Annotated in this window: 21 protein-coding genes; 9 read left to right on the top strand and 12 right to left on the bottom strand. The window is 61.3% G+C overall.

Going from position 1 to position 19406, the window contains the following annotated elements:
• Positions 1-2: 2 nt before the first annotated feature.
• A complete protein-coding gene (locus tag HKK52_RS21860) occupies positions 3-467 on the top strand; it encodes a TIGR02444 family protein (protein WP_169372540.1) in 465 nt (154 codons plus the stop codon).
• Here HKK52_RS21860 and HKK52_RS21855 read toward each other — a convergent pair.
• Entirely contained in the window at positions 464-1657 is a 1194-nt protein-coding gene (locus HKK52_RS21855; protein ID WP_169372539.1) for an AlgP family protein, read from the bottom strand. The genes HKK52_RS21860 and HKK52_RS21855 overlap by 4 nt on opposite strands.
• A 192-nt stretch (positions 1658-1849) precedes the next feature.
• On the opposite strand from HKK52_RS21855, the gene HKK52_RS21850 reads away from it, so the two are divergent.
• Positions 1850-2515 carry an FKBP-type peptidyl-prolyl cis-trans isomerase gene (locus HKK52_RS21850; protein ID WP_169372538.1) on the top strand — a complete coding sequence of 222 codons (666 nt, stop codon included), beginning with the start codon at positions 1850-1852 and terminating at the stop codon, positions 2513-2515.
• A 61-nt stretch (positions 2516-2576) separates the two neighbouring features.
• Here the strand turns inward: HKK52_RS21850 and HKK52_RS21845 are convergent, their stop codons facing one another.
• From HKK52_RS21845 to HKK52_RS21815, 7 genes are all read right to left on the bottom strand, one after another.
• On the bottom strand, positions 2577-3035 hold the full coding sequence (locus tag HKK52_RS21845) for an Rsd/AlgQ family anti-sigma factor (protein WP_007899333.1): 459 nt from the start codon (positions 3033-3035) through the stop codon (positions 2577-2579).
• Positions 3036-3212: 177 nt separating this feature from the next.
• Positions 3213-3764 carry a disulfide bond formation protein B gene (locus HKK52_RS21840; protein ID WP_169372537.1) on the bottom strand — a complete coding sequence of 184 codons (552 nt, stop codon included), beginning with the start codon at positions 3762-3764 and terminating at the stop codon, positions 3213-3215.
• Between the two features lie 310 nt (positions 3765-4074).
• On the bottom strand, positions 4075-5313 hold the full coding sequence (locus tag HKK52_RS21835; RefSeq protein WP_169372536.1) for a heme biosynthesis protein HemY: 1239 nt from the start codon (positions 5311-5313) through the stop codon (positions 4075-4077).
• Positions 5310-6452 (bottom strand): uroporphyrinogen-III C-methyltransferase, encoded by a 1143-nt coding sequence (locus HKK52_RS21830; RefSeq protein ID WP_169372535.1) that lies wholly within the window; start codon positions 6450-6452, stop codon positions 5310-5312. The genes HKK52_RS21835 and HKK52_RS21830 overlap by 4 nt, the downstream gene beginning before the upstream one ends.
• Before the next feature lie 16 nt (positions 6453-6468).
• On the bottom strand, positions 6469-7236 hold the full coding sequence (locus HKK52_RS21825) for a uroporphyrinogen-III synthase (protein ID WP_169372534.1): 768 nt from the start codon (positions 7234-7236) through the stop codon (positions 6469-6471).
• Positions 7233-8174 carry a hydroxymethylbilane synthase gene (gene hemC / locus HKK52_RS21820; RefSeq protein ID WP_169372533.1) on the bottom strand — a complete coding sequence of 314 codons (942 nt, stop codon included), beginning with the start codon at positions 8172-8174 and terminating at the stop codon, positions 7233-7235. The genes HKK52_RS21825 and hemC overlap by 4 nt, the downstream gene beginning before the upstream one ends.
• Before the next feature lie 138 nt (positions 8175-8312).
• Positions 8313-9059: a LytR/AlgR family response regulator transcription factor gene (locus HKK52_RS21815; RefSeq protein ID WP_133835441.1), complete on the bottom strand. Its 747-nt coding sequence runs from the start codon at positions 9057-9059 to the stop codon at positions 8313-8315.
• A gap of 460 nt (positions 9060-9519) precedes the next feature.
• Between HKK52_RS21815 and argH the strand changes: the two genes are divergently transcribed.
• Positions 9520-10914, top strand: coding sequence for an argininosuccinate lyase (argH, locus tag HKK52_RS21810; protein WP_169372532.1), 1395 nt, complete (start codon positions 9520-9522; stop codon positions 10912-10914).
• Positions 10915-11040: 126 nt separating this feature from the next.
• Here argH and HKK52_RS21805 read toward each other — a convergent pair whose 3' ends face one another.
• Positions 11041-11700, bottom strand: a complete 660-nt coding sequence (locus tag HKK52_RS21805; protein ID WP_169372531.1) for a glutathione S-transferase family protein — start codon at positions 11698-11700, stop codon at positions 11041-11043.
• A gap of 124 nt (positions 11701-11824) precedes the next feature.
• On the opposite strand from HKK52_RS21805, the gene HKK52_RS21800 reads away from it, so the two are divergent.
• The 3 genes from HKK52_RS21800 (at position 11825) to HKK52_RS21790 (ending at position 15640) form a co-directional block, all read left to right on the top strand.
• Positions 11825-12109, top strand: coding sequence for a hypothetical protein (locus tag HKK52_RS21800; protein ID WP_008150274.1), 285 nt, complete (start codon positions 11825-11827; stop codon positions 12107-12109).
• A gap of 256 nt (positions 12110-12365) precedes the next feature.
• A complete protein-coding gene (locus HKK52_RS21795) occupies positions 12366-12611 on the top strand; it encodes a TIGR02647 family protein (protein WP_094470036.1) in 246 nt (81 codons plus the stop codon).
• 182 nt (positions 12612-12793) lie between these two features.
• Positions 12794-15640, top strand: coding sequence for a class I adenylate cyclase (locus tag HKK52_RS21790; RefSeq protein ID WP_169372530.1), 2847 nt, complete (start codon positions 12794-12796; stop codon positions 15638-15640).
• 6 nt (positions 15641-15646) lie between these two features.
• On the opposite strand, the gene rnk is transcribed toward HKK52_RS21790, so the two are convergent.
• From rnk to cyaY, 3 genes are all read right to left on the bottom strand, one after another.
• Positions 15647-16057: a nucleoside diphosphate kinase regulator gene (gene rnk, locus HKK52_RS21785; RefSeq protein WP_169372529.1), complete on the bottom strand. Its 411-nt coding sequence runs from the start codon at positions 16055-16057 to the stop codon at positions 15647-15649.
• 283 nt (positions 16058-16340) lie between these two features.
• A complete protein-coding gene (locus tag HKK52_RS21780) occupies positions 16341-16559 on the bottom strand; it encodes a DUF1289 domain-containing protein (RefSeq protein ID WP_169372528.1) in 219 nt (72 codons plus the stop codon).
• A 4-nt stretch (positions 16560-16563) separates the two neighbouring features.
• A complete protein-coding gene (cyaY, locus tag HKK52_RS21775; RefSeq protein WP_123509684.1) occupies positions 16564-16896 on the bottom strand; it encodes an iron donor protein CyaY in 333 nt (110 codons plus the stop codon).
• Between the two features lie 239 nt (positions 16897-17135).
• Between cyaY and lptM the strand changes: the two genes are divergently transcribed.
• The 3 genes from lptM to dapF are packed head-to-tail and all read left to right on the top strand — an operon-like array spanning position 17136 to position 19404.
• Positions 17136-17309: an LPS translocon maturation chaperone LptM gene (gene lptM, locus HKK52_RS21770; RefSeq protein WP_075946461.1), complete on the top strand. Its 174-nt coding sequence runs from the start codon at positions 17136-17138 to the stop codon at positions 17307-17309.
• Positions 17310-17321: 12 nt separating this feature from the next.
• Positions 17322-18569: a diaminopimelate decarboxylase gene (gene lysA, locus HKK52_RS21765; protein ID WP_169372527.1), complete on the top strand. Its 1248-nt coding sequence runs from the start codon at positions 17322-17324 to the stop codon at positions 18567-18569.
• 4 nt (positions 18570-18573) lie between these two features.
• Entirely contained in the window at positions 18574-19404 is an 831-nt protein-coding gene (dapF, locus tag HKK52_RS21760; protein ID WP_133835432.1) for a diaminopimelate epimerase, read from the top strand.
• Positions 19405-19406 lie beyond the last annotated feature (2 nt).

Raw genomic sequence — 19406 nt, 5'->3', positions numbered from 1 at the left:
CTATGTCCTCTGACCTGTGGAGCTTTTCCCTGAACACTTACGCCCGTCCCGGCGTGGAAGGCCTGTGCCTGCAATTGCAGTCGGCGGGGGCGAATGTCTGCCTGCTGCTGTGCGGGCTATGGCTGGAACAACGGGGCGTGGGCTGTACCGAGCAACGCTTGCAGGCGCTTTTTCAGGTGGCCGGGCCGTGGGAGGCGAATGTTGTGCAGCCGCTGCGAGCTTTACGCACGCAATGGAAAGTTGCCGCTGCTGACGACGTCGAACTCAACGCGTTACGCGAACAAGTGAAGACACTGGAGCTGGAAGCCGAACGGCATCTGCTGTTGCAACTGGAACGTACGGCCCAGGGTTGGCCGCAAGCTGAGGTGACCGAACGATCGGCCTGGCTGGAAGGTGTGGCGGCGGGCGCCGCCAACCTGGACCGCGACGCGCTGCATCAGCTGCGCGTCGCGGTAACCGGCACTTAGGAAGCGCTGGTTGGGGTGGTGGTTGTGCTCGAAGCGGCGGCCGGGGTTGGCGCGGCGGTCGCGGTCGAGGTGGTAGCGGCTGGAGCAGGCGATGCTGCCGCAGGCGAGGTGGCAGGCTTGGCGACTGGCGCGGTAGCCGGTTTGGCCGCAGCAGGTTTGGCCGCGACTGGTTTTTTCACTGCGGGTTTAGCCGCAGGTTTGGCGGCAGGTTTTGCAGCCGGTTTTGCAGCCACTGGTTTGGCGGCGGGTTTTGTCGCGGCTGGCTTGGCAGCGCTGGCGGTGGCCGGTTTAGCGGCAGCAGGTTTAGCCGCTGGTTTTGCGGCTGAGGGTTTGGCTGCTGGCTTGGCAGCGGCAGTTTTAGCGGCTGGTTTTGCAGCAGGTTTGGCAGCGGTTTTTGCAGCAGGCTTGGCCGCTGGTTTGGCAGCGGTTTTTGCAGCTACTGGTTTAGCGGCTGGCTTGGCGGCCGGTTTCGCGGCTGCGGTTTTGGCCGCTGGTTTTGCTGCCGGTTTTGCGGCTGTTCTTGCAGCGGGTTTGGCCGCCGCCGTTTTCGCTGCAGCAGGTTTGGCTGCTGCGGTTCTTGCAGTGGCCGATTTGGCAGCAGTTGGCTTGGCAGCCGTTGCTTTAGCAGCTGGTTTCGCAGCGCTGGCAGCCACTGGTTTTTTCGCTGCAGGTTTTGCTGCGGCTTTGGCCGGCGCTTTAGCGGCCGGTTTGGCAGCAGGCTTGGCGGCTGCTCTTGCAGCAACCGGTTTGGCAGCGGCTTTCTTGGCAGGTGCCGCAGCAGGCTTGGCCGAACGCAGGGACAACGCCTTGCTCACAGCCTCTTGTACGCGACCGACACCCTGGGCCAGTTTCAGGCTTTCCTGAGCATCGCGCTTGAGTTGCAGAATGTAGCTGCGGGTCTCGGACTGACGATCCTTCAAGGCATCGAGCAAGTCTTCGAGTTGCTTCACTCCGTCCTTCGCCTTGGCTTGTGCCTTGGCCTTGCCGGCCGCCGCAGCGTCCTGCAATTTGGTACGGGATTTGTGCAGTTTTTCTTGCGCTTTACCGCGCTGCTTTTCCAGTTTGGCGAGCAGTTTTTCAGCATCAGCCAAGGCTTGGGAACAAGCGGTTTCCAAATGCTCGAGCAGGCTGCCCGAGAGTTGTTGGAGTAAGTGCAACGGAGTATTTACAGGCTTCTTGGTGGCCGACATGGTTTACCTCCTGGCTGACGTGAATGCGGCTCATACTAGACCTCTGCTGACACCGCCGCTAGGCCATGTTGACAGTATCCAAAGCGCTACGTTGCAACGGATTGAAAATGTTCTGCGTCTGCGCAAAAGCAGTTCACCGTTCAACCCATTCTCGCTGGCATAATCCCCCGCATCTCAGGTCGGAGAGTGCCCATGTCGCGTTACCTTTTTTTATCTCTGCTGGTGTGTTTTTCCGCTACTCAAGCCGCAGAAAAAACCGCTGCAAATGATGCTCACGATCTCGCCTACAGCCTGGGGGCAAGCCTCGGCGAACGCTTGCGCCAGGAGGTTCCTGACCTGCAACTTCAGGCGCTGGTCGAAGGCTTGCAGCAAGCCTATCAAGGCAAACCCCTGGCGCTGAAAGACGCGCAGATCGAACAGATCCTGGCTGACCACGAAGCCCAGGTCGCCTTGCAAACGCCGGCACCGCAAACCGAAGAAGCCCTGGAAAAAGAGCAGCGCTTTCTTACTCAGGAAAAAGCCCGGCCCGGGGTTCGTGAACTGGACGATGGAATATTGCTGACGGAGTTGACCCCTGGCAACGGTGCCAAGGCCGGACCGAATGGCAAGGTTCAAGTGATGTACATCGGTCGCCTGCCGGACGGCACGGTGTTCGATCAGAACAGCCAACCGCAATGGTTCAGCCTCGACAGCGTGATCACTGGCTGGCGCATCGCGCTGCAAAACATGCCGGTAGGTGCGAAGTGGCGGTTGGTGATTCCATCCGCCCAGGCTTACGGCGCCGATGGTGCCGGCGACCTGATCGCGCCATTCACGCCACTGGTGTTCGAAGTCGAATTGCGCGGCGCCACAAGCTGAATGACGGAAACGAAAAACGGCGCGCATAGCGCACCGTTTCGTGGGTCTTGCGGGAAGGGGTTCAGGCCTGGACCGAATCCTCTTCCTTGTGCGCGGTGTGCAGCACTTCGATTAGGCAGTCTTCCAGTTCGAAGCGTTCATGCAACAGACCACCCAGCTCCTTGAATTTCTCGGCGACGCACTTGCCTGCATCGCACAGGTCGTTGAACGCGAGCAGTTTCTCGGTGATGACGTCGATGCGCGGGTAGATGGTCTCGGCCAGTTCCAGGCCGCGAGTGTCACCAAACGCCTTGGCTTCGCCAGTGAGCTGTTCGTAGATCTCGAAATGCCCCGCCGACACGTAATCGACCAGCACGCCACAGAATTCCTGCAACGGTTTGCGGTTCTCGCCCAGTGCTTCAGGCTTGGCGCCGAGAGCATCATAGGCCCGAACCAGTTCGTGACGCTCCTGCAACCAGCGGTCGATCAGCAGATGCACTCCACCCCAGCGTTCCTGAGCATTCTGACAACTTTCGAGCATGGTGATCTCTCTTCCCTTGTGGGTCATGCTGCTCTACACCTGTCGCACTCTTGAAGGTCAAGAATCGGCCAGGCAGAGCGTCATCGAGCAACATAAATCCAATGACACGTGCGGGCCAGATTATGCCCGCACGACAATGGCTTCAAGGTACGCAGGAGATAAAGTTCATACAAGTGTTTAATCGCCCGCCATCGCCCGGTGCGACGACACGCCGCTGGGCGGTCGCTGACAGGCGATCCAGACGTGGCGCAGCAACTGATAAATACCCAATATCAGCATCGCGACGAAGAACAGCAGGCTCCATTCCGGGATGCTCAGGTCGAATAAGGTCCATGAGAGCTGCGCACAGTCATCGGCTCCCTTGAACATCCGTTTCACGACGCAGGTCCAGGGCAGGTTTTCGAATACGTCATCCAGATTGGGCGAACAGAGTGACAACTGTTTCAGCGGATCCCCCTGCAACAGCACCTGGCGCCACGCGGCGACGGTCCCGCCGAGGCTGGCAGACAAACCCATCAGCCAATAAACAAAAGACCCGAATCGCCGCGGGCCGTGCACCGAAGCCACCAGGCAAACCAGCATGAGCAGCGCGAGAAAAAACCGCTGCAACAAACACAACCCGCAAGGCTTGAGCCCGACCACATATTCCAGGTAATAGGAAACGCCCAAGGCCAGGGCACCTGCGGTGAAAGCCATGAAAAACAAGGAGCGTGAGCAGGCCAAAGACATGGCTAATCCGTAACTTTAGAGACAGGCGGTTACGGTAGAGGAAAGCGCGCCAGCCTTTCAAGACGGGCCACCACGGACACTTCATCAAAGGTGTAGGGAATTCCCGACAGGAGCGAGAGGATTTGATGTAGCCCATTGTAGGACTATGCCGATGGCGGACTACATGAAGTAAACGCCAAGGGTTTGGAGTGCGAATTTTGTGGCGAGGGAGCTTGCTCCCGCAGAGGTGCGAGGCGCCTCCAATTAGGACTGCTGCGCAGTCCAACGGGGGCAAGCCCCCTCGCCACAGGGGTTTATGCCAACGTGGAGATCACGCCCGAGCCGCTACCGGCAATGGCGCCGCCAGCAAACGTTCATCCAACAGGCCAAGGCCTTCCTGGAACAGTTGATTACTGCGTTCGGTATCGCCCAGTTGCGCCAGTAACCTGGCCAGCTCCGCACAGGCTTCCGGGTTGCGCTGCAGACGCAGGCTGCTTTCCAGATAATCCCGGGCCTTGCCCCACAAGCTGCTTTGCAGGCACAGGCGGCCCAGGGTCAGCAGCAGGCTCGGGTCAGCCGGGTGATCCTTGAGCCAGCCTTCGGCGGTTTGCAGCTGCCGCGCCGGATCGCTGCCACGCACCAGCCCATAGAGGCGCGCCAGATGACTGTCGTACTTGCGCTTGAGCGCCGCACGCAGAATCTCTTCCGCTTCGGCCTGCGCACCCAGCTGCCGCAATTGCTCGGCATAGGCCAGCACCAGCGGTGGCTCTTGACGCTGCGCCGTGCTGAGCTGCTGCCAGGCCCGATTGAGCGACTGCAAACCCACGACGCCGTCCTCCTCGCGGTGCGCGGCCAGGTTGAGGTTTTCACCCCAGGCCCGACGCTCCAGCTCAGCCAGCTCCGCCGCTGGCAGGACCTTGTCCTTGCGCAGTTCCGGCAGCAGGCGAATCACCGCCGACCAGTCGCCGCGCTGCTGATGCAGGCGCTGCAATTGACGCAGGGTTTGCACGTTATGCGGATGACGCTCGTGCATGGCGTCCAGAGTCGCCAGGGCGCCGTCGGTGTCGCCGCGATCGGTTTGCAATTGCGCGTGGCTCAAGGCAATCGCCAATTCAGCCTGGGGCTGACGCTCCAGTGCGCGCTCGAGCAAGTTGTCGCTTTCCTCGTAATGCCCTTGCTCGTTGGCGGCACGGGCCGCACCGAGGTAGTACAGCAATGGCTGGCGCTCGGCTTCAGCGGCCCGATGCAGATGGCGCTGGGCGCTGGCCCAGCGACCTTCGGCCAAATCCAGCTGACCATGTTCGATCGCCACTTGCACCCGGCGACTGCGGTTGCGACGGGACCACGGATTGACCACACCGCCGGAGGTCGTCACCAGCTCGACCAACGCCTTGATACCCCAGAACACCAGCCAAAGCACCGCCAACAAGGCCAGGCTCGCCCACAGGCTCGACTCATAGCGGAAGCTCTTGTAGGCGATCAACACGTAGCCGGAATGCTCGGCAATCGCCAGCCCCAGTACCGCGGTGGCAGCGATGACCAGGAACAGGATCACATAGAGGCGTTTCATGGCGTGGCCTCCTGCGCAGTGTTCGCGGCAGGTTTGGCCAACGGCTTGATCGAATCCTCGGCACTGACATTTCGCCGTTCCAGGTACGCCTGGACCGCGCTCAACGTACCCGTCAGGTCCGGCGTGACGACGGTGACCGGTTGCGTGCCCAGATCGGCCACCTGTTCAAGCATCACTTTGCTCTGCGGGTTGTCCGGGTTGAAGTTGCCCTTGAGCACATCCCGCGCCTCGGTCAGCGCCTGGGTATACACCGACGCCTGGCCGTTGAGCGCGGCCCACTGCGCCTGCTCCAGCGCCAGGCTCAGGGCCAGGCGCACCTGGCTCAGGCTCTGCCCTGCCAGCAGCGGACGAACATTCTTGTCGGCATTGAAGTCGATGCGGATGTAGCGCGAAACCTCATCCCACCATTGCGCCCAACGACTGGCGCCGTCGCCATCGGCGGTCAGGCCCAGCAGGGATTCGCCGCGGTCCTTGTACTCGGGTGCCAGCTCAGTGAGGTTGATCACCTGGTCACGCAAGGCGCCCAGCTTCAGAAACAGTCCGGTACGATCCGGCTGCGCGGTGCTACGCAAGGCCAGCAGCGTCTTGGCCACTTGCTCGCGGGCGGCAAAGGCGCCGGGGTCGTTCTGTTCGCGGAGGATTTCATCGGCACCCTGCACCAGGGCCTGGGCGCTGCTGATGTCCTGCAATGCGGAAAGACGCAGGCTGGCCAGGCGTAGCAAGTGCTCGGCCTCGGCCAGGCGCCAATCCTTGCGACTGGCACCGAGGACGGTTTCCAGTTTTTGATTCAAGCGTTGTTGATCGCCTTGCAGCTGCGTGACCAGTCGACGACGGTCTTCCAGCTCATCAGCGGCGGGCAATTGTTCGAGGCGTGCGGTCAGGCGTTGATCGTTGAGCTTGAGGCTCTGCGCCTGATCGTTCAGCGCCTGGACTTCACTCAACTGCTGCTGGGTATTGGCTTGCAGGTGGCGCACTTGCCACACTCCCCAGCCACCCACGGCAACACCGGCGGCGCCCAGCAACAGGGCGACGATTGCGAGTCCATTGCCCCTGCGCTGCACCGCAGCCGGTGGTGGAGTTTCAACGGGTGCATCAAGCACCGGCTGCACGTCATCTTTAGGCAAGACTGTTTCGCTCACGTATCCATCCTTTGCATTAGAGAACGGGTACGGGTTGCTCCCGTAACGCCGTCAGCAAAGCCGCGGCACTGGCGCCACGACAATCCACAACTGTTTGGGCCCCGGCGGCACGTGCCAGCTCGGCGACCCTTGGGCTTGGAACAAACAACGGCAACTGCGCCAACCGTGGCCAGGCATCGCCGGCCAATTGATGCAGGTGCTCGAAACCCTGTCCACTGCTGACCACCAGCCCGTTCAAGCGTTCCGCTGCGATCCGGTCCGGCAGCGCAGTCGTCGTATAGCTCGGCAAGCCACGACGGTACAACTCCAGGTACTCGACACTAGCACCAAGCTTGCGCAAACGCCCGGCCAGCAACTCGCGCCCGCCCTCCCCGCGCATGATCAATACCCGCGGATCGGGCCGGGCGATAGCCTCGCGCAATTGCGCAAGTTCAAGCAAGGCTTCGCTGTCATCGCCCTCGACCGGGAAGCTCACATCGAGCCCGGCCTCTTCCAGGATTTGCGCAGTGGCGGCGCCGACACTAAACCACTTCAGGCGCGGTGGCCGAGGCCATTGCTGGCTGAGCAGATCAATGCCGAGCCTGGCCGCCGGCTTGCTCACCACAATTACCGCGCAAAACTGATCCAGATCCCGGATCACGTTGCGCATTGTGTCAGAGGTGGCAATCGGCTCGATCTCCAAAAGCGGCAGGCAACTGCTGAAAATCCCGCTTTGCGCCAACACGCTGCTCAGCGCCGCCGACTCATCCGCGGGGCGCGTCAGCAGCAGACGCCAGCCGGTCACTCGTGACCTGCCTCGCCGTAGACCGCTTTCAGAATGTCGCCGGCGCCCTGATTCAGCAGGTCTTCAGCCACCTGCACCCCCAGGGATTCGGCGTCACTGCGCGGCGCACGGGCCTCGGCATTAAGCAGCAGGCCACCGCTCGGATCGCCTACCAGCCCGCGCAACCAGATCTGCTCGCCTTCGAGCACCGCGTAGCAGGCGATCGGCACTTGGCAGCCGCCATTCAGGTGTTTGTTGAGGGCGCGTTCGGCGGTGACGCGGGTGGCGGTGTCCTGGTGATGCAGCGGCGCGAGCAAGGCGTGGATTTCGCTGTCGACGCTGCGGCATTCGATACCGACTGCGCCCTGGCCACCGGCCGGCAGGCTGTCGTCGACGCTGATGGCCGAGGTGATGCGGTCTTCGAATCCGAGGCGAATCAAACCGGCAGCAGCGAGGATGATGGCGTCGTATTCGCCGGCATCGAGCTTGGCCAGGCGCGTGTTGACGTTGCCGCGCAGGAAGCGGATTTCCAGGTCCGGGCGCCGGGTCAGCAACTGGGCCTGACGGCGCAGGCTCGACGTGCCGACGATGCTGCCCTGGGGCAGTTCATCCAGGCTGGCATAAGTATTGGAAACGAAGGCATCGCGCGGGTCTTCGCGCTCGCAGATGCAGAACAGACCGAGACCTTCGGGGAAGTCCATCGGCACGTCTTTCATCGAGTGCACGGCAATGTCGGCTTCGTTTTCCAACAGCGCTGTTTCCAGTTCCTTGACGAACAAGCCCTTGCCGCCGATTTTCGACAGTGGCGAGTCGAGCAGCTTGTCGCCGCGACTGACCATGGGCACCAGCGTGACCAGCAAGCCGGGATGGGCTTGCTCGAGACGAGCTTTGACGTATTCGGCCTGCCAGAGGGCCAGCGCACTTTTACGGGTGGCGATGCGGATTTCGCGAGAGGACATGGATCAATCCGTACTGAATAGATACGGCGGATAATAACAGCTCAGTCAAATCCACTTTGACTTGTATCAGGAACTGCTCGGCCTCCCTGGCCTTCAACGTCCGGCAATCGGGTGTGGAGTCCGCCTGTGAACGGCGGATTAAAGCTGCTGCATCATCTTGCGCACGCCGGCCACATGACGGCGGCTGACGATCAGCGCATCGCCGTTCAGGCCCTTGAGGAACAACTGGAAATGCCCAAGGGGTGTGCGTTGCAGGCGTTCGATGCGTTCGCGGGCGACCAGGGCGTTGCGGTGGATACGCACGAAACGGTCGCCGAATTCGTCTTCAAGGGCCTTGAGCGGTTCGTCCAGCAGCACTTCGCCGCCTTCGTGGCGCAAGGTCACATACTTGTGGTCCGCAATAAAGTAGACCACCTGCCCCAACGGGATCAGTTCAATGCCTTTGCGGGTACGGGCACTGATATGGCTGCGTGGGCCGCTGCCGGTTTCGGCAGCCGGGCGTGTCAGGGCGGCCAGTTGCACGCGATTGGGCCGCTCGGCCTTCTTCAAGGCTTCGAGCAACAACTCGGTGCGTACCGGCTTGACCAGATAACCCACGCCGCTGGCCTGCAACGCCTCGGCGGCGAATTCATCCGGCCCGCTGCAAAACACCACGGCCGGCGGCGCTTCACGCTCGCACAATCGCGCAGCCACTTGCAGGCCATCGAGGCCCGGCATGCGGATATCGAGCAGCACGATATCCGGCTTGTGGCTGTCGATCAGCGCCAACGCCTCTTCGCCGTTCGTGGCACCGGGTTCCATGACACTGTATCCCTCGAGTTCGCCGACCATTCGGCTCAGGCGCTCGCGGGCTAGGGGTTCGTCATCAACGATCAGGACATTCATATTGCGCTGGATTCCTGCGTGAGTCTCGCACAAGGATAGCGTAGACAGGTGAAGTGACATCCGTCACCGCGATCCACGCTAAGACTGGCGCGAGGGCCAAAAAGTGCCGCGAGACCGGCGGCTAAATTTTCATCTGCGGGGCGATTGGCAGCCCGGGCCCGCGCTGGCGAGGCATCGCCGTAGGGTTTGCTGATACACAATACGAACACCCCCTCTTTTTATAGGCAGCGGCAACGCACAGAAGTGCGCTGTTCCTACTGTCCAACTGTAGACGGTTGCCGGCGCGATATTGCTCAATTGAAAAATATCGTTGCGCAATTCCTTCCGGCGATACTCCGAGTATGGTCCGGCGCATGAGAAAAAAACGTATCGACCAGTGTCAGCGACAGGATTGGCAACCCTGTTATTATCCGCCCCAGCGTTAAACGCCAACCTTCTTCAAGCCGATACGAGCGAATTCATGAGCACTGACAAGACCAATCAGTCCTGGGGCGGCCGCTTCAGTGAACCCGTCGACGCCTTCGTCGCCCGCTTCACCGCCTCCGTCACTTTCGACCAGCGCCTGTATCGCCACGACATCATGGGTTCGATCGCCCACGCCACCATGCTGGCCAAGGTCGGCGTGCTGACCGATGCCGAGCGCGACAGCATCACCGATGGCCTGAAGACCATCCAGGGTGAAATCGAGGCCGGCCAGTTCGACTGGCGCATCGACCTCGAAGACGTGCACATGAACATCGAGGCACGCCTGACCGATCGCATCGGCGTGACCGGTAAAAAGTTGCACACCGGCCGCAGCCGTAACGACCAGGTCGCTACCGATATTCGCCTGTGGCTGCGTGACGAGATCGACTTGATTCTCGCCGAAATCACCCGCCTGCAAAAAGGCTTGCTGGAGCAGGCCGAGCGCGAAGCTGGCAGCATCATGCCGGGCTTCACCCACCTGCAAACCGCGCAGCCGGTAACCTTCGGGCACCACATGCTGGCCTGGTTCGAAATGCTCAGCCGCGACTACGAGCGTCTGGTGGACTGCCGCAAACGCACCAACCGCATGCCTCTGGGCAGCGCTGCGCTGGCCGGCACCACCTACCCGATCGACCGTGAGTTCACCGCGCAACTGCTGGGCTTCGATGCCGTCGGCGGTAACTCGCTGGACAACGTCTCCGACCGTGACTTCGCTATCGAATTCTGCTCGGCCGCGAGCATCGCAATGATGCACTTGTCGCGGTTCTCCGAAGAGCTGGTGCTGTGGACCAGCGCGCAATTCCAGTTCATCGATCTGCCGGACCGATTCTGCACCGGCAGCTCGATCATGCCGCAAAAGAAAAACCCGGACGTGCCGGAGCTGGTTCGCGGCAAGACCGGCCGCGTCTTCGGCGCGCTGATGGGCCTGCTGACCCTGATGAAAGGCCAGCCATTGGCCTACAACAAGGACAACCAGGAAGACAAAGAGCCGCTGTTCGACGCCGCCGACACACTGCGCGACTCGCTGCGGGCCTTTGCCGACATGATCCCGGCGATCAAACCCAAGCACGCGATGATGCGCGAAGCGGCGCTGCGCGGTTTCTCCACCGCCACCGACCTGGCCGATTACCTGGTACGCCGTGGCCTGCCGTTTCGTGATTGCCACGAAATCGTTGGGCACGCGGTGAAGTACGGTGTGGAAAGCGGCAAGGACCTGGCGGAAATGAGCCTGGAAGAGCTGCGCAAGTTCAGCGACCAGATCGATCAGGACGTGTTTGCCGTGCTGACCCTGGAAGGCTCGGTGAATGCCCGTGACCATATCGGCGGGACTGCGCCGGCGCAGGTCAAGAAAGCCGTGGCGCGCGGTCAGGCATTGCTCGCGAGCCGTTAAAAGCTTCGCGGGCAAGTCGAATCGTCGCACCGCTCGCTCCTACAGGTATTGCGCCGATTTTGAAACGGCGTGAAACCTGTAGGAGCGTGGCTTGCCCGCGAAGGCATTATTGAAAACGCTACAAAATCACTTCTTGGACGCGACCATCGCCAAAAACGCTGGCATCGCCGCTTCCTTATCCGCCGCGATCCGCTGCACATGCGGGTTCTGCTCCAGACGCTCCAGCAGCGCCTTGGCCGCCGGCATCTCGGCCAACAGATCGATCCCGAACAGCTTCTGCCCGACCGCACAGGCCAGCGGCACGCTGTACAGGAAATACAAATCGGCAATGCTCAGGCTGTCACCGGCCACATAAGGGGCGAACTTGCCATGCCGGCCCAGTGAGGCAAAGCCCAGCAACAATTCGGCCTTGGTCTTGTCCTTGATCGCATCCGGCACGGGCGAGCCGAAAAAGGCTTCGCCATAACAGGCGCGGCCCGGCAGCTCGATGTACAGCTCGATTTCCTTGGCCAGCGCCAGGGCCTGGGAGCGTTCGAACGGATCGCTCGGCAGCAGCGGCGGGCCTTTCTGGGTTTGCTCGATGAATTCAAGAATGATGGCGGTTTCGTTGACGAAACCCTGTTCGACGCCCAGTACCGGCACTTTGCCGCGCGGGCTGATGGCTAACGCTTCAGGGGTCGGGGCCGGGTAAAACAGCACTTCTTCGAACGGTACACCCTTCTCCAGCAGCGCCAGCTTCACCATGTTGTAGTAGTTGCTGACGGAAAATCCATAAAGCTTGAGCATCACATAGCCTCCAGGCCGTGCGGGGTTGGCAGGTGTCTTTTATAGAACGCCCGGGTGTTTCTTGCCAGCAGCATCACAGCGCTGAATGCAGGTAAACTGCCCGCCTTAACTTGAGGAGCCTGCCATGAGCGAGCCAACAGATATCGAGATCGACGAAGAAGAGTTCGCCGAGAACACCCTGGTCGAAGCGATTGAAAACCAGATCGAAAGCGACAACCCGCCAGCCGCCAAGGCCACCTTCAACAAGCTGACCCTGGTGGGTTACGAGCGTGAAGAAATCCTCAACCTGATGGCCCATGTGCTGGCCGTGGAAATCGACGCGATTCTCGAAGAAGACCGCGCGTTCAATACCGAATGGTACGAAGCCGCCCTGCGCGCCTTGCCAGAGCTGCCGCCAGAGAAGAAATAAACACGCCCGCCCCCTGTAGGAGCGAGGCTTGCCCGCGAAGGCGTCCTCGATAACGCCAAAAGCTTCGCGGGCAAGCCTCGCTCCTACAAGTAACATCTGCGCCGTTCTTCCAGACCCTGTCTACACTGGTACGCACCCCGCTGCCGGGGAATGCATCCCGAGGCGAAAAAACCCTGCTGCCAGCACTGGACATGCCGCACGAGTGGGCTCACCTTAGGGGCGCTGTCGTCCAATTCCTAGAAAGTCTGGAGTCCTTATGTCGCTTACCCCTGAGTTGGTTGCCGAACTGGAAATCCTCGCCCTCTTCAACCTGGACAGTTCCCAGGAAGGTTTGAAAATTCATCAGACCGCTGCCCCGAAAGCCATTGCCGCCGCCCAACGCCTGTACGAAAAAGAACTGATCGACCAGCCCGATGGCGGTTACCTGACCAGCCTGGGTCGTGACGCCGCGCAAAATGTCCAAACCGTCCTGACCATTCTGAGCGTTCAGGAAACAGCCTAAACGCCAGCGCATCGCCCACGGAAACCCCTGCTACGGGATTTCCGCGGGCAGTCTGTCGCCTCGCGATAGAAATCTGGCGCCAGAAATACAAATTCAGCTTAAAAGTCCCGGGGCCGAGGCGCTAAACTGCCCCTCATCCGCAGACCCTTACGTCCGAGCTTCGCGAGCCGGTTTGAGCTGACATGACCCGCACCCATGAAATACGCCCCGATCTGGACGAGGGAATCGACCGCAAGGTCCTGAGCCAGCTGCGCGCCCGTTTTCTGAAGCTCAACGAAGGCCGCATGGCCCGCGCCATGGAAGGGTTGTCGACACGCCAGCAAGGGGTGTTGACCCTGCTGCCGCTGTTTTTCCACGTCAATCATCCGCTGTTGCCGGGTTACGTGTCCGGCAGCACGCCGGCCGGGCTGTCGAATTACGAGCCTGACGCCAACACCCTCGCCGAAGCCCAGCGCCTGACCCGTTCGTTCTCCTACAAGCCGCGTCATGGCAGCAATCCACCGCGGCCGATTCATGGCCTGTTCCTGATGGGCAGCCTTGGCACTCTGGCCCAGGCCGACCAGAGCGACATGGACGTGTGGGTATGCCATGGCCCGGAGCTGAGCGAAAGCGAGCTCGTTGAGCTGCGCAAGAAATGCCAGTTGCTCGAAACCTGGGCCGCGAGCCAGGGCGCCGAGGCGCATTTCTTCCTGATTGACCCGACCCGCTTCATGCATGGCGAGCGCGATACGCAACTGAGTTCGGAAGACTGCGGCACCACCCAGCACTACTTGCTGCTGGACGAGTTCTATCGCACGGCGATCTGGCTGGCCGGGCGTACGCCGATCTGGTGGCTGGTGCCGGTCTACGAAGAGACGGGTTACCACCAGTACACCCACACGCTGCTGTCCAAGCGTTTTATCCGCGCCGATGAAACCCTGGACTTGGGGCATCTGGCGCACATTCCGCCGGGGGAATTCATCGGCGCCGGGCTCTGGCAGTTGTTCAAGGGCATCGAATCGCCCTACAAATCCGTACTCAAACTGCTGCTCATCGAGGTTTACGCCAGCGAGCATCCCAAGGTTCATTGCCTGAGCCTGCGGTTCAAACAGGCGGTATTCGCCAATCAGCTGGATCTCGACGAGCTGGACCCGTACATCGTGGTCTACCGGCGCATCGAGGAATACCTCACCGCCCGTGGCGAACCCGAGCGCCTGGAACTGGTGCGTCGCGCACTGTATTTGAAGGTCAACCGCAAGCTCACCGGCAGCAACAGTCGCACCGCGAGCTGGCAGCGCTCGCTGCTGGAGCGCCTGGCCAGCGAATGGCATTGGGATCAGCGACAACTGGCGCTGCTCGACAGCCGCAGCCAGTGGAAAGTGCGCCAGGTCAGCGCCGAACGTCGGGCCTTGGTCAACGAGCTGAATTACAGCTATCGCTTTCTGACCCAGTTCGCCCGCACCGAGCAAACCGTCAGCCTGATCAACAAGCGCGACCTCAATGTGCTGGGGCGGCGGTTGTACGCGGCCTTCGAGCGCAAGGCCGACAAGGTCGAATTCATCAACCCCGGCATCGCCCCGGACCTGGCCGAAGACACCCTGACCCTGGTGCAGGCGCCGAACAAGAAAGAACCCGGGCAAACCCAATGGGGTTTGTACAACGGCAGCCTGAACGCCCACGAGTGGGAACATTTCGCGCCGATCAAGCGCAGTCGCCAGTTGCTGGAGCTGCTGACCTGGAGCCACCGCAACGGCGTGATCGACAGCAGCACCCGCCTGGCCTTGCACCCCGGCACCAGCGACTTGAGCGAATTCGAGCTGTTCAACCTGCTCGGCAGCCTGCAGCAGAGCATCGCCCTGCCCCTGACCACCGTCGCCGAAGACGTGCTGTTGCGCCCCAGCGTGCCCGGCGAAGTGCTGATCCTGGTGAACGTTGGCGTCGATCCGCTCAAGCACCATCGCGACCTCAACATCCTGATGACCACCGAGCGCACCGACTCCCTGAGTTACGCCGGGGTGCGGGAAAACCTGGTGCTGACTCTGGACCAGGTCACGCTCAACAGCTGGAATGAAGTGCTGGTCAGCCGCTACGACGGGCCTCACGCATTGCTCGATTGCTTGCGCGACTACCTCAACAACCTGCCCAAAGGGCCGCAACAGCCGCGCTTGCGGGTCCGTTGCTTCTGCCACAACCGCGCGCAATTCATTGCCCGGCGCGTCGAAGAAATCCTCGATACCGCGCAAAACCTGTTACTGAGCAAACTCAATCATCGCTACCTGATTCAGGTCCAGCAGCATTACCACGTGCTGGAACTGGTGCCCGGGCAGGTCAACCATGTCGCCCTCGCCACCCTGCCGGCGCTGTTCGACTACCTGGGCGAAGAGCAGGCGAGCTACAGCCCGCTGCACCTGGACCCGATGGCCCTGGAAGAACAGGACCTCGCATTGCTGTTGCCGATGGGCCAGCCCGAGTGCATCCAGGTGTTCTACCGGATCACCGAGCAGCAGGCCGATCTGTACGTGCTGGATGAATTCAACGCGTTGTGGATGCAGCGCCTGCCCTATCACGACGAGCAAAGCCTACTGGTGCCGCTGCAACGTTTCCTGCAATCGATCCTCTATCGCCGGGACGCCTTGCTGCCGATGGACGCCGCCCAGCCGCTGAGCCTCGAGACGTTGTATTACCAGCTGTTGCCGTCCGGTCCTGGCCGGGCGCGTCGGGTCGAAGCGCGGCCGGCGCCGCAAACGCCGGTCAACAAGCCGTTCTACGACGTCCAGGCGATCATCGGCAAAGCCGCACCGGGGCAGGTGCAGGTCACGTTGTATTGCAATCAGCGGGAGTTTTCGGAACTGGAGTATGGCGATCAGCTGTTTACCGTGGTCGCCCGGGAAATCGTCGAGCAGCGCCGCGAGATTGAACGCTACCGCTGCTACATCACCGACCTCGACCTGTCGGGCCTGCTCGGTGATGGGCAGAGTTCCAGCAATTTGTATCTGCGCTACAAGGCCGACCTGGAGCGCGCACTGAACGAAGCGCTCGAGCAGGTCTGAAGGCATTTATTCCGGAAAGGCGCCGCCATTGGCCGGCTGCGATTCAACTTCCAGCAAGGTCATTTTCAGGGTCTTGCCACCCGGTGCCGGCCAGTCGATGTGCTGACCGACTTTCAGGCCGAGCAAGGCACTGCCTACTGGCGCCAGGATGGAAATCTTGCCTTCATCGGCATTGGCATCCTTGGGATAGACCAGCGTCAGGTGATAGTCCTTGCCGCTGATTTCTTCGCGGCAATGCACGCGCGAATTCATGGTCACGACATCCGCGGGCACTTCATCGTGACCGACCAGTGTATCGGCGCGATCCAGTTCGGTTTGCAGCGCGATAACGCCCGGCAGCGTGTCATCCAGGCTGTCGATCAGGCGTTCCAGACGTTGCACGTCCAGACGAGTAAGGGTGATGGAAGGTACGGTCATGATCCGGGCAGACTCCTTTCTTCTGCACAAAAAAAGCAAAACCCCGCCAGAAAAAGGCGGGGTTTTCACGAGCCTCGATGGGTTGAGGCGTTTCTGGACACTATCACAGCTCAATAAATATACAAGTGAGGGGAAGGGGCGCTTCAGACGCGCGGGGAGAAACACTGTGGCGAGGGGGCTTGCCCCCGTTCGGCTGCGAAGCAGTCGTGAGCTTTTTGGGGCCGCTTCGCGACCCAACGGGGTGGTACGGCATTCCGACAAGCTCCCTCGCCACAGTCAGCGCTTAGATCGAAGATTTGCGTTGTGCAGCCTGGTCGCAGATGACCCGACGGCGATCGTCGTCGGCCGAGCGCCACTCGCGGATGTCTTCGACATGGCGAAAACAGCCCAGGCAAACCTTCTGTTCATCCAGCCGGCACACCCCGCTGCACGGCGAAGGCACCGCCGGGCTGACATTGCTGTAGAGCGGCTTGGGCGGACGAACCGGCGCAGGCTCAGTCACGGTCTCACAGGCCTTCGAAATCGAAGTCGGCGCCCGCTTGCTGCTTGACGATGCGCTCGAGCATTTCGCCCAGCTGCTCTTCGCTCTTGTCGCACATCCAGCGTTCGCTCTCTTCGTCATAGTCAAAGTGGAACCCGCCGGACACCGCCGCCAGCCACAACTGGCGCAACGGTTCCTGGCGGCTGAAGATCAACTGGCTGCCGTTTTCGAACTTGACGGTGAGCACACCGGCCGAGCTCTCCAGATCGATATCCAGGTCACTCTCGTCGAAAATATCCTCCAGCGATTGCTGTGTGGCATCGACCAGGTCGTGGAAACGGGCTTCGGTCAAACTCATTGCAGGAACCTCAAAAAGTGTCTGTTCACGCTCAAGCGCCGCAAGATACGGGCGAGCCCCGGTGATTGCAAAGGATAACGACCAAGCGCCCGGTAGCGTTATGAAATATCGACGCAAGACGCAGGACAAGTTACCGCGCGTCAATCCAAGGCCCGCCGGACGGGAGCCGCGTTACATAGGCAAGCTGCCGGGTGGCCGGTATACTCCGGCGCAATTAACGCATTTTCAAGGATTTCGCCATGAAGCGCCTGATCTCTTCCCTTGCCGCGCTCCTCGCGGTTGCCTGCCTTGTGTCGGCCTGTGGTCAAAAAGGCCCGCTGTACCTGCCTGACGACTCTCAGGATCCTGCCGAGCAAGCTCAATCCTCGCAAAAGCAGCCGTCCAAAGCACACAAGCACGACGTCTACCAATAATAAGGGAACGCCATGGACGCTTTTAATTACCGTGACGGTGAGCTGTTCGCGGAAGGCGTGGCCCTGTCCGCCATCGCCGAACGCTTCGGCACGCCGACCTACGTCTACTCCCGCGCCCACATCGAAGCCCAGTACCTGGCGTATGCCGATGCCCTGGCCGGCGTGCCGCACCTGGTATGTTTTGCGGTCAAGGCCAACTCCAACCTCGGTGTACTGAATGTCCTGGCCCGTCTCGGCGCCGGTTTCGACATCGTCTCCCGGGGTGAACTGGAACGCGTGCTGGCCGCTGGCGGCAGCCCGGACAAGATCGTGTTCTCCGGTGTCGGCAAGACCCGTGAAGACATGCGCCGCGCCCTGGAAGTCGGCGTGCATTGCTTCAACGTCGAATCCACCGATGAGCTGGAACGCCTGCAAGTGGTCGCCGCCGAGCTGGGCGTTCGCGCGCCGATCTCGCTGCGCGTGAACCCGGACGTCGATGCCGGCACCCACCCGTACATTTCCACCGGTCTTAAAGAGAACAAGTTCGGCATCGCCATCGCCGACGCCGAAGACGTGTACATCCGCGCTGCGCAATTGCCGAACCTGGAAGTGCTGGGCGTCGACTGCCACATCGGTTCGCAATTGACCAGCCTGCCACCGTTCCTCGATGCGCTCGATCGCCTGCTGGGCTTGATCGATCGCCTGGGTGAATGCGGCATCTACCTGCGCCACATCGACCTCGGTGGCGGCGTCGGCGTGCGTTATCGGGATGAAGAGCCGCCGCTGGTGGCCGACTACATCAAAGCCGTGCGCGAACGCTGCGAAGGTCGCGAACTGGCCCTGGTGTTCGAACCGGGCCGCTACATCGTCGCCAACGCCGGCGTGCTGCTGACCCAGGTCGAGTACCTCAAGCACACCGAGCACAAAGACTTCGCCATCGTCGATGCGGCCATGAACGACCTGATCCGCCCGGCGCTGTACCAGGCCTGGATGGACGTCACCGCCGTGCGCCCGCGCAATACCGCAGCGCGTGCCTACGACATCGTCGGGCCGATCTGCGAGACCGGCGACTTCCTGGCCAAGGAACGTGAACTGGCCCTGGAAGAAGGCGATCTGTTGGCCGTGCATTCGGCCGGTGCCTATGGGTTTGTCATGAGTTCCAACTACAACACCCGCGGCCGCACCGCCGAAGTGTTGGTGGACGGTGATCAGGCATTTGAAGTGCGTCGCCGTGAGACGGTAGCCGAGTTGTTTGCTGGCGAAAGCCTGCTGCCGGAGTAAAACCATGCTGCTGCGTTTTACCAAGATGCACGGCCTGGGCAATGACTTCATGGTCCTCGACCTGGTCAGCCAGCACGCGCACATCCTGCCCAAGCACGCCAAGCAATGGGGCGATCGGCACACTGGCATCGGTTTCGACCAGTTGCTGATCGTCGAAGCACCGAGCAATCCGGACGTGGATTTCCGTTACCGGATCTTCAACTCCGACGGTTCCGAAGTGGAACAGTGCGGCAACGGTGCGCGCTGCTTCGCCCGCTTCGTGCTCGACAAGCGCCTGACCGCCAAGCGGCAGATTCGCGTCGAGACCAAAAGCGGCATCATCGAACTGGATATCCGCAGCGACGGCCAGATCAGCGTCGACATGGGCGCACCGCGCCTGGTGCCGGCCGACATTCCGTTCGAAGCCGAAGGCCAGGCCTTGAGCTATCAGCTCGAAGTCGACGGCAACACGGTGGAACTGGCGGCGGTATCGATGGGCAACCCCCACGCCGTGCTGCGGGTCAGCGACATCAATAACGCACCGGTGCATGAGCTGGGCCCGAAGATCGAACACCATCCGCGCTTCCCAGCGCGGGTCAATGTCGGTTTTCTCCAGGTCATCGACCGCAACCGTGCGCAGCTGCGCGTCTGGGAACGCGGGGCTGGGGAAACCCAGGCTTGCGGCACCGGCGCCTGTGCTGCGGCGGTGGCCGCGATCAGCCAGGGGTGGATGGATTCGCCGCTATTGATCGACCTGCCCGGCGGGCGTCTGTCCATTGAATGGGCAGGCCCTGGCCAACCCGTCTTGATGACGGGTCCGGCAGTTCGCGTATATGAAGGACAAGTGCGTCTTTGAGA

It is taken from the genome of Pseudomonas sp. ADAK2 (genome assembly GCF_012935755.1).
Taxonomy (GTDB): domain Bacteria; phylum Pseudomonadota; class Gammaproteobacteria; order Pseudomonadales; family Pseudomonadaceae; genus Aquipseudomonas.
Note: the sequence above shows the minus strand (reverse complement) of the source record. Positions and strands in the feature narration are given on the sequence as shown.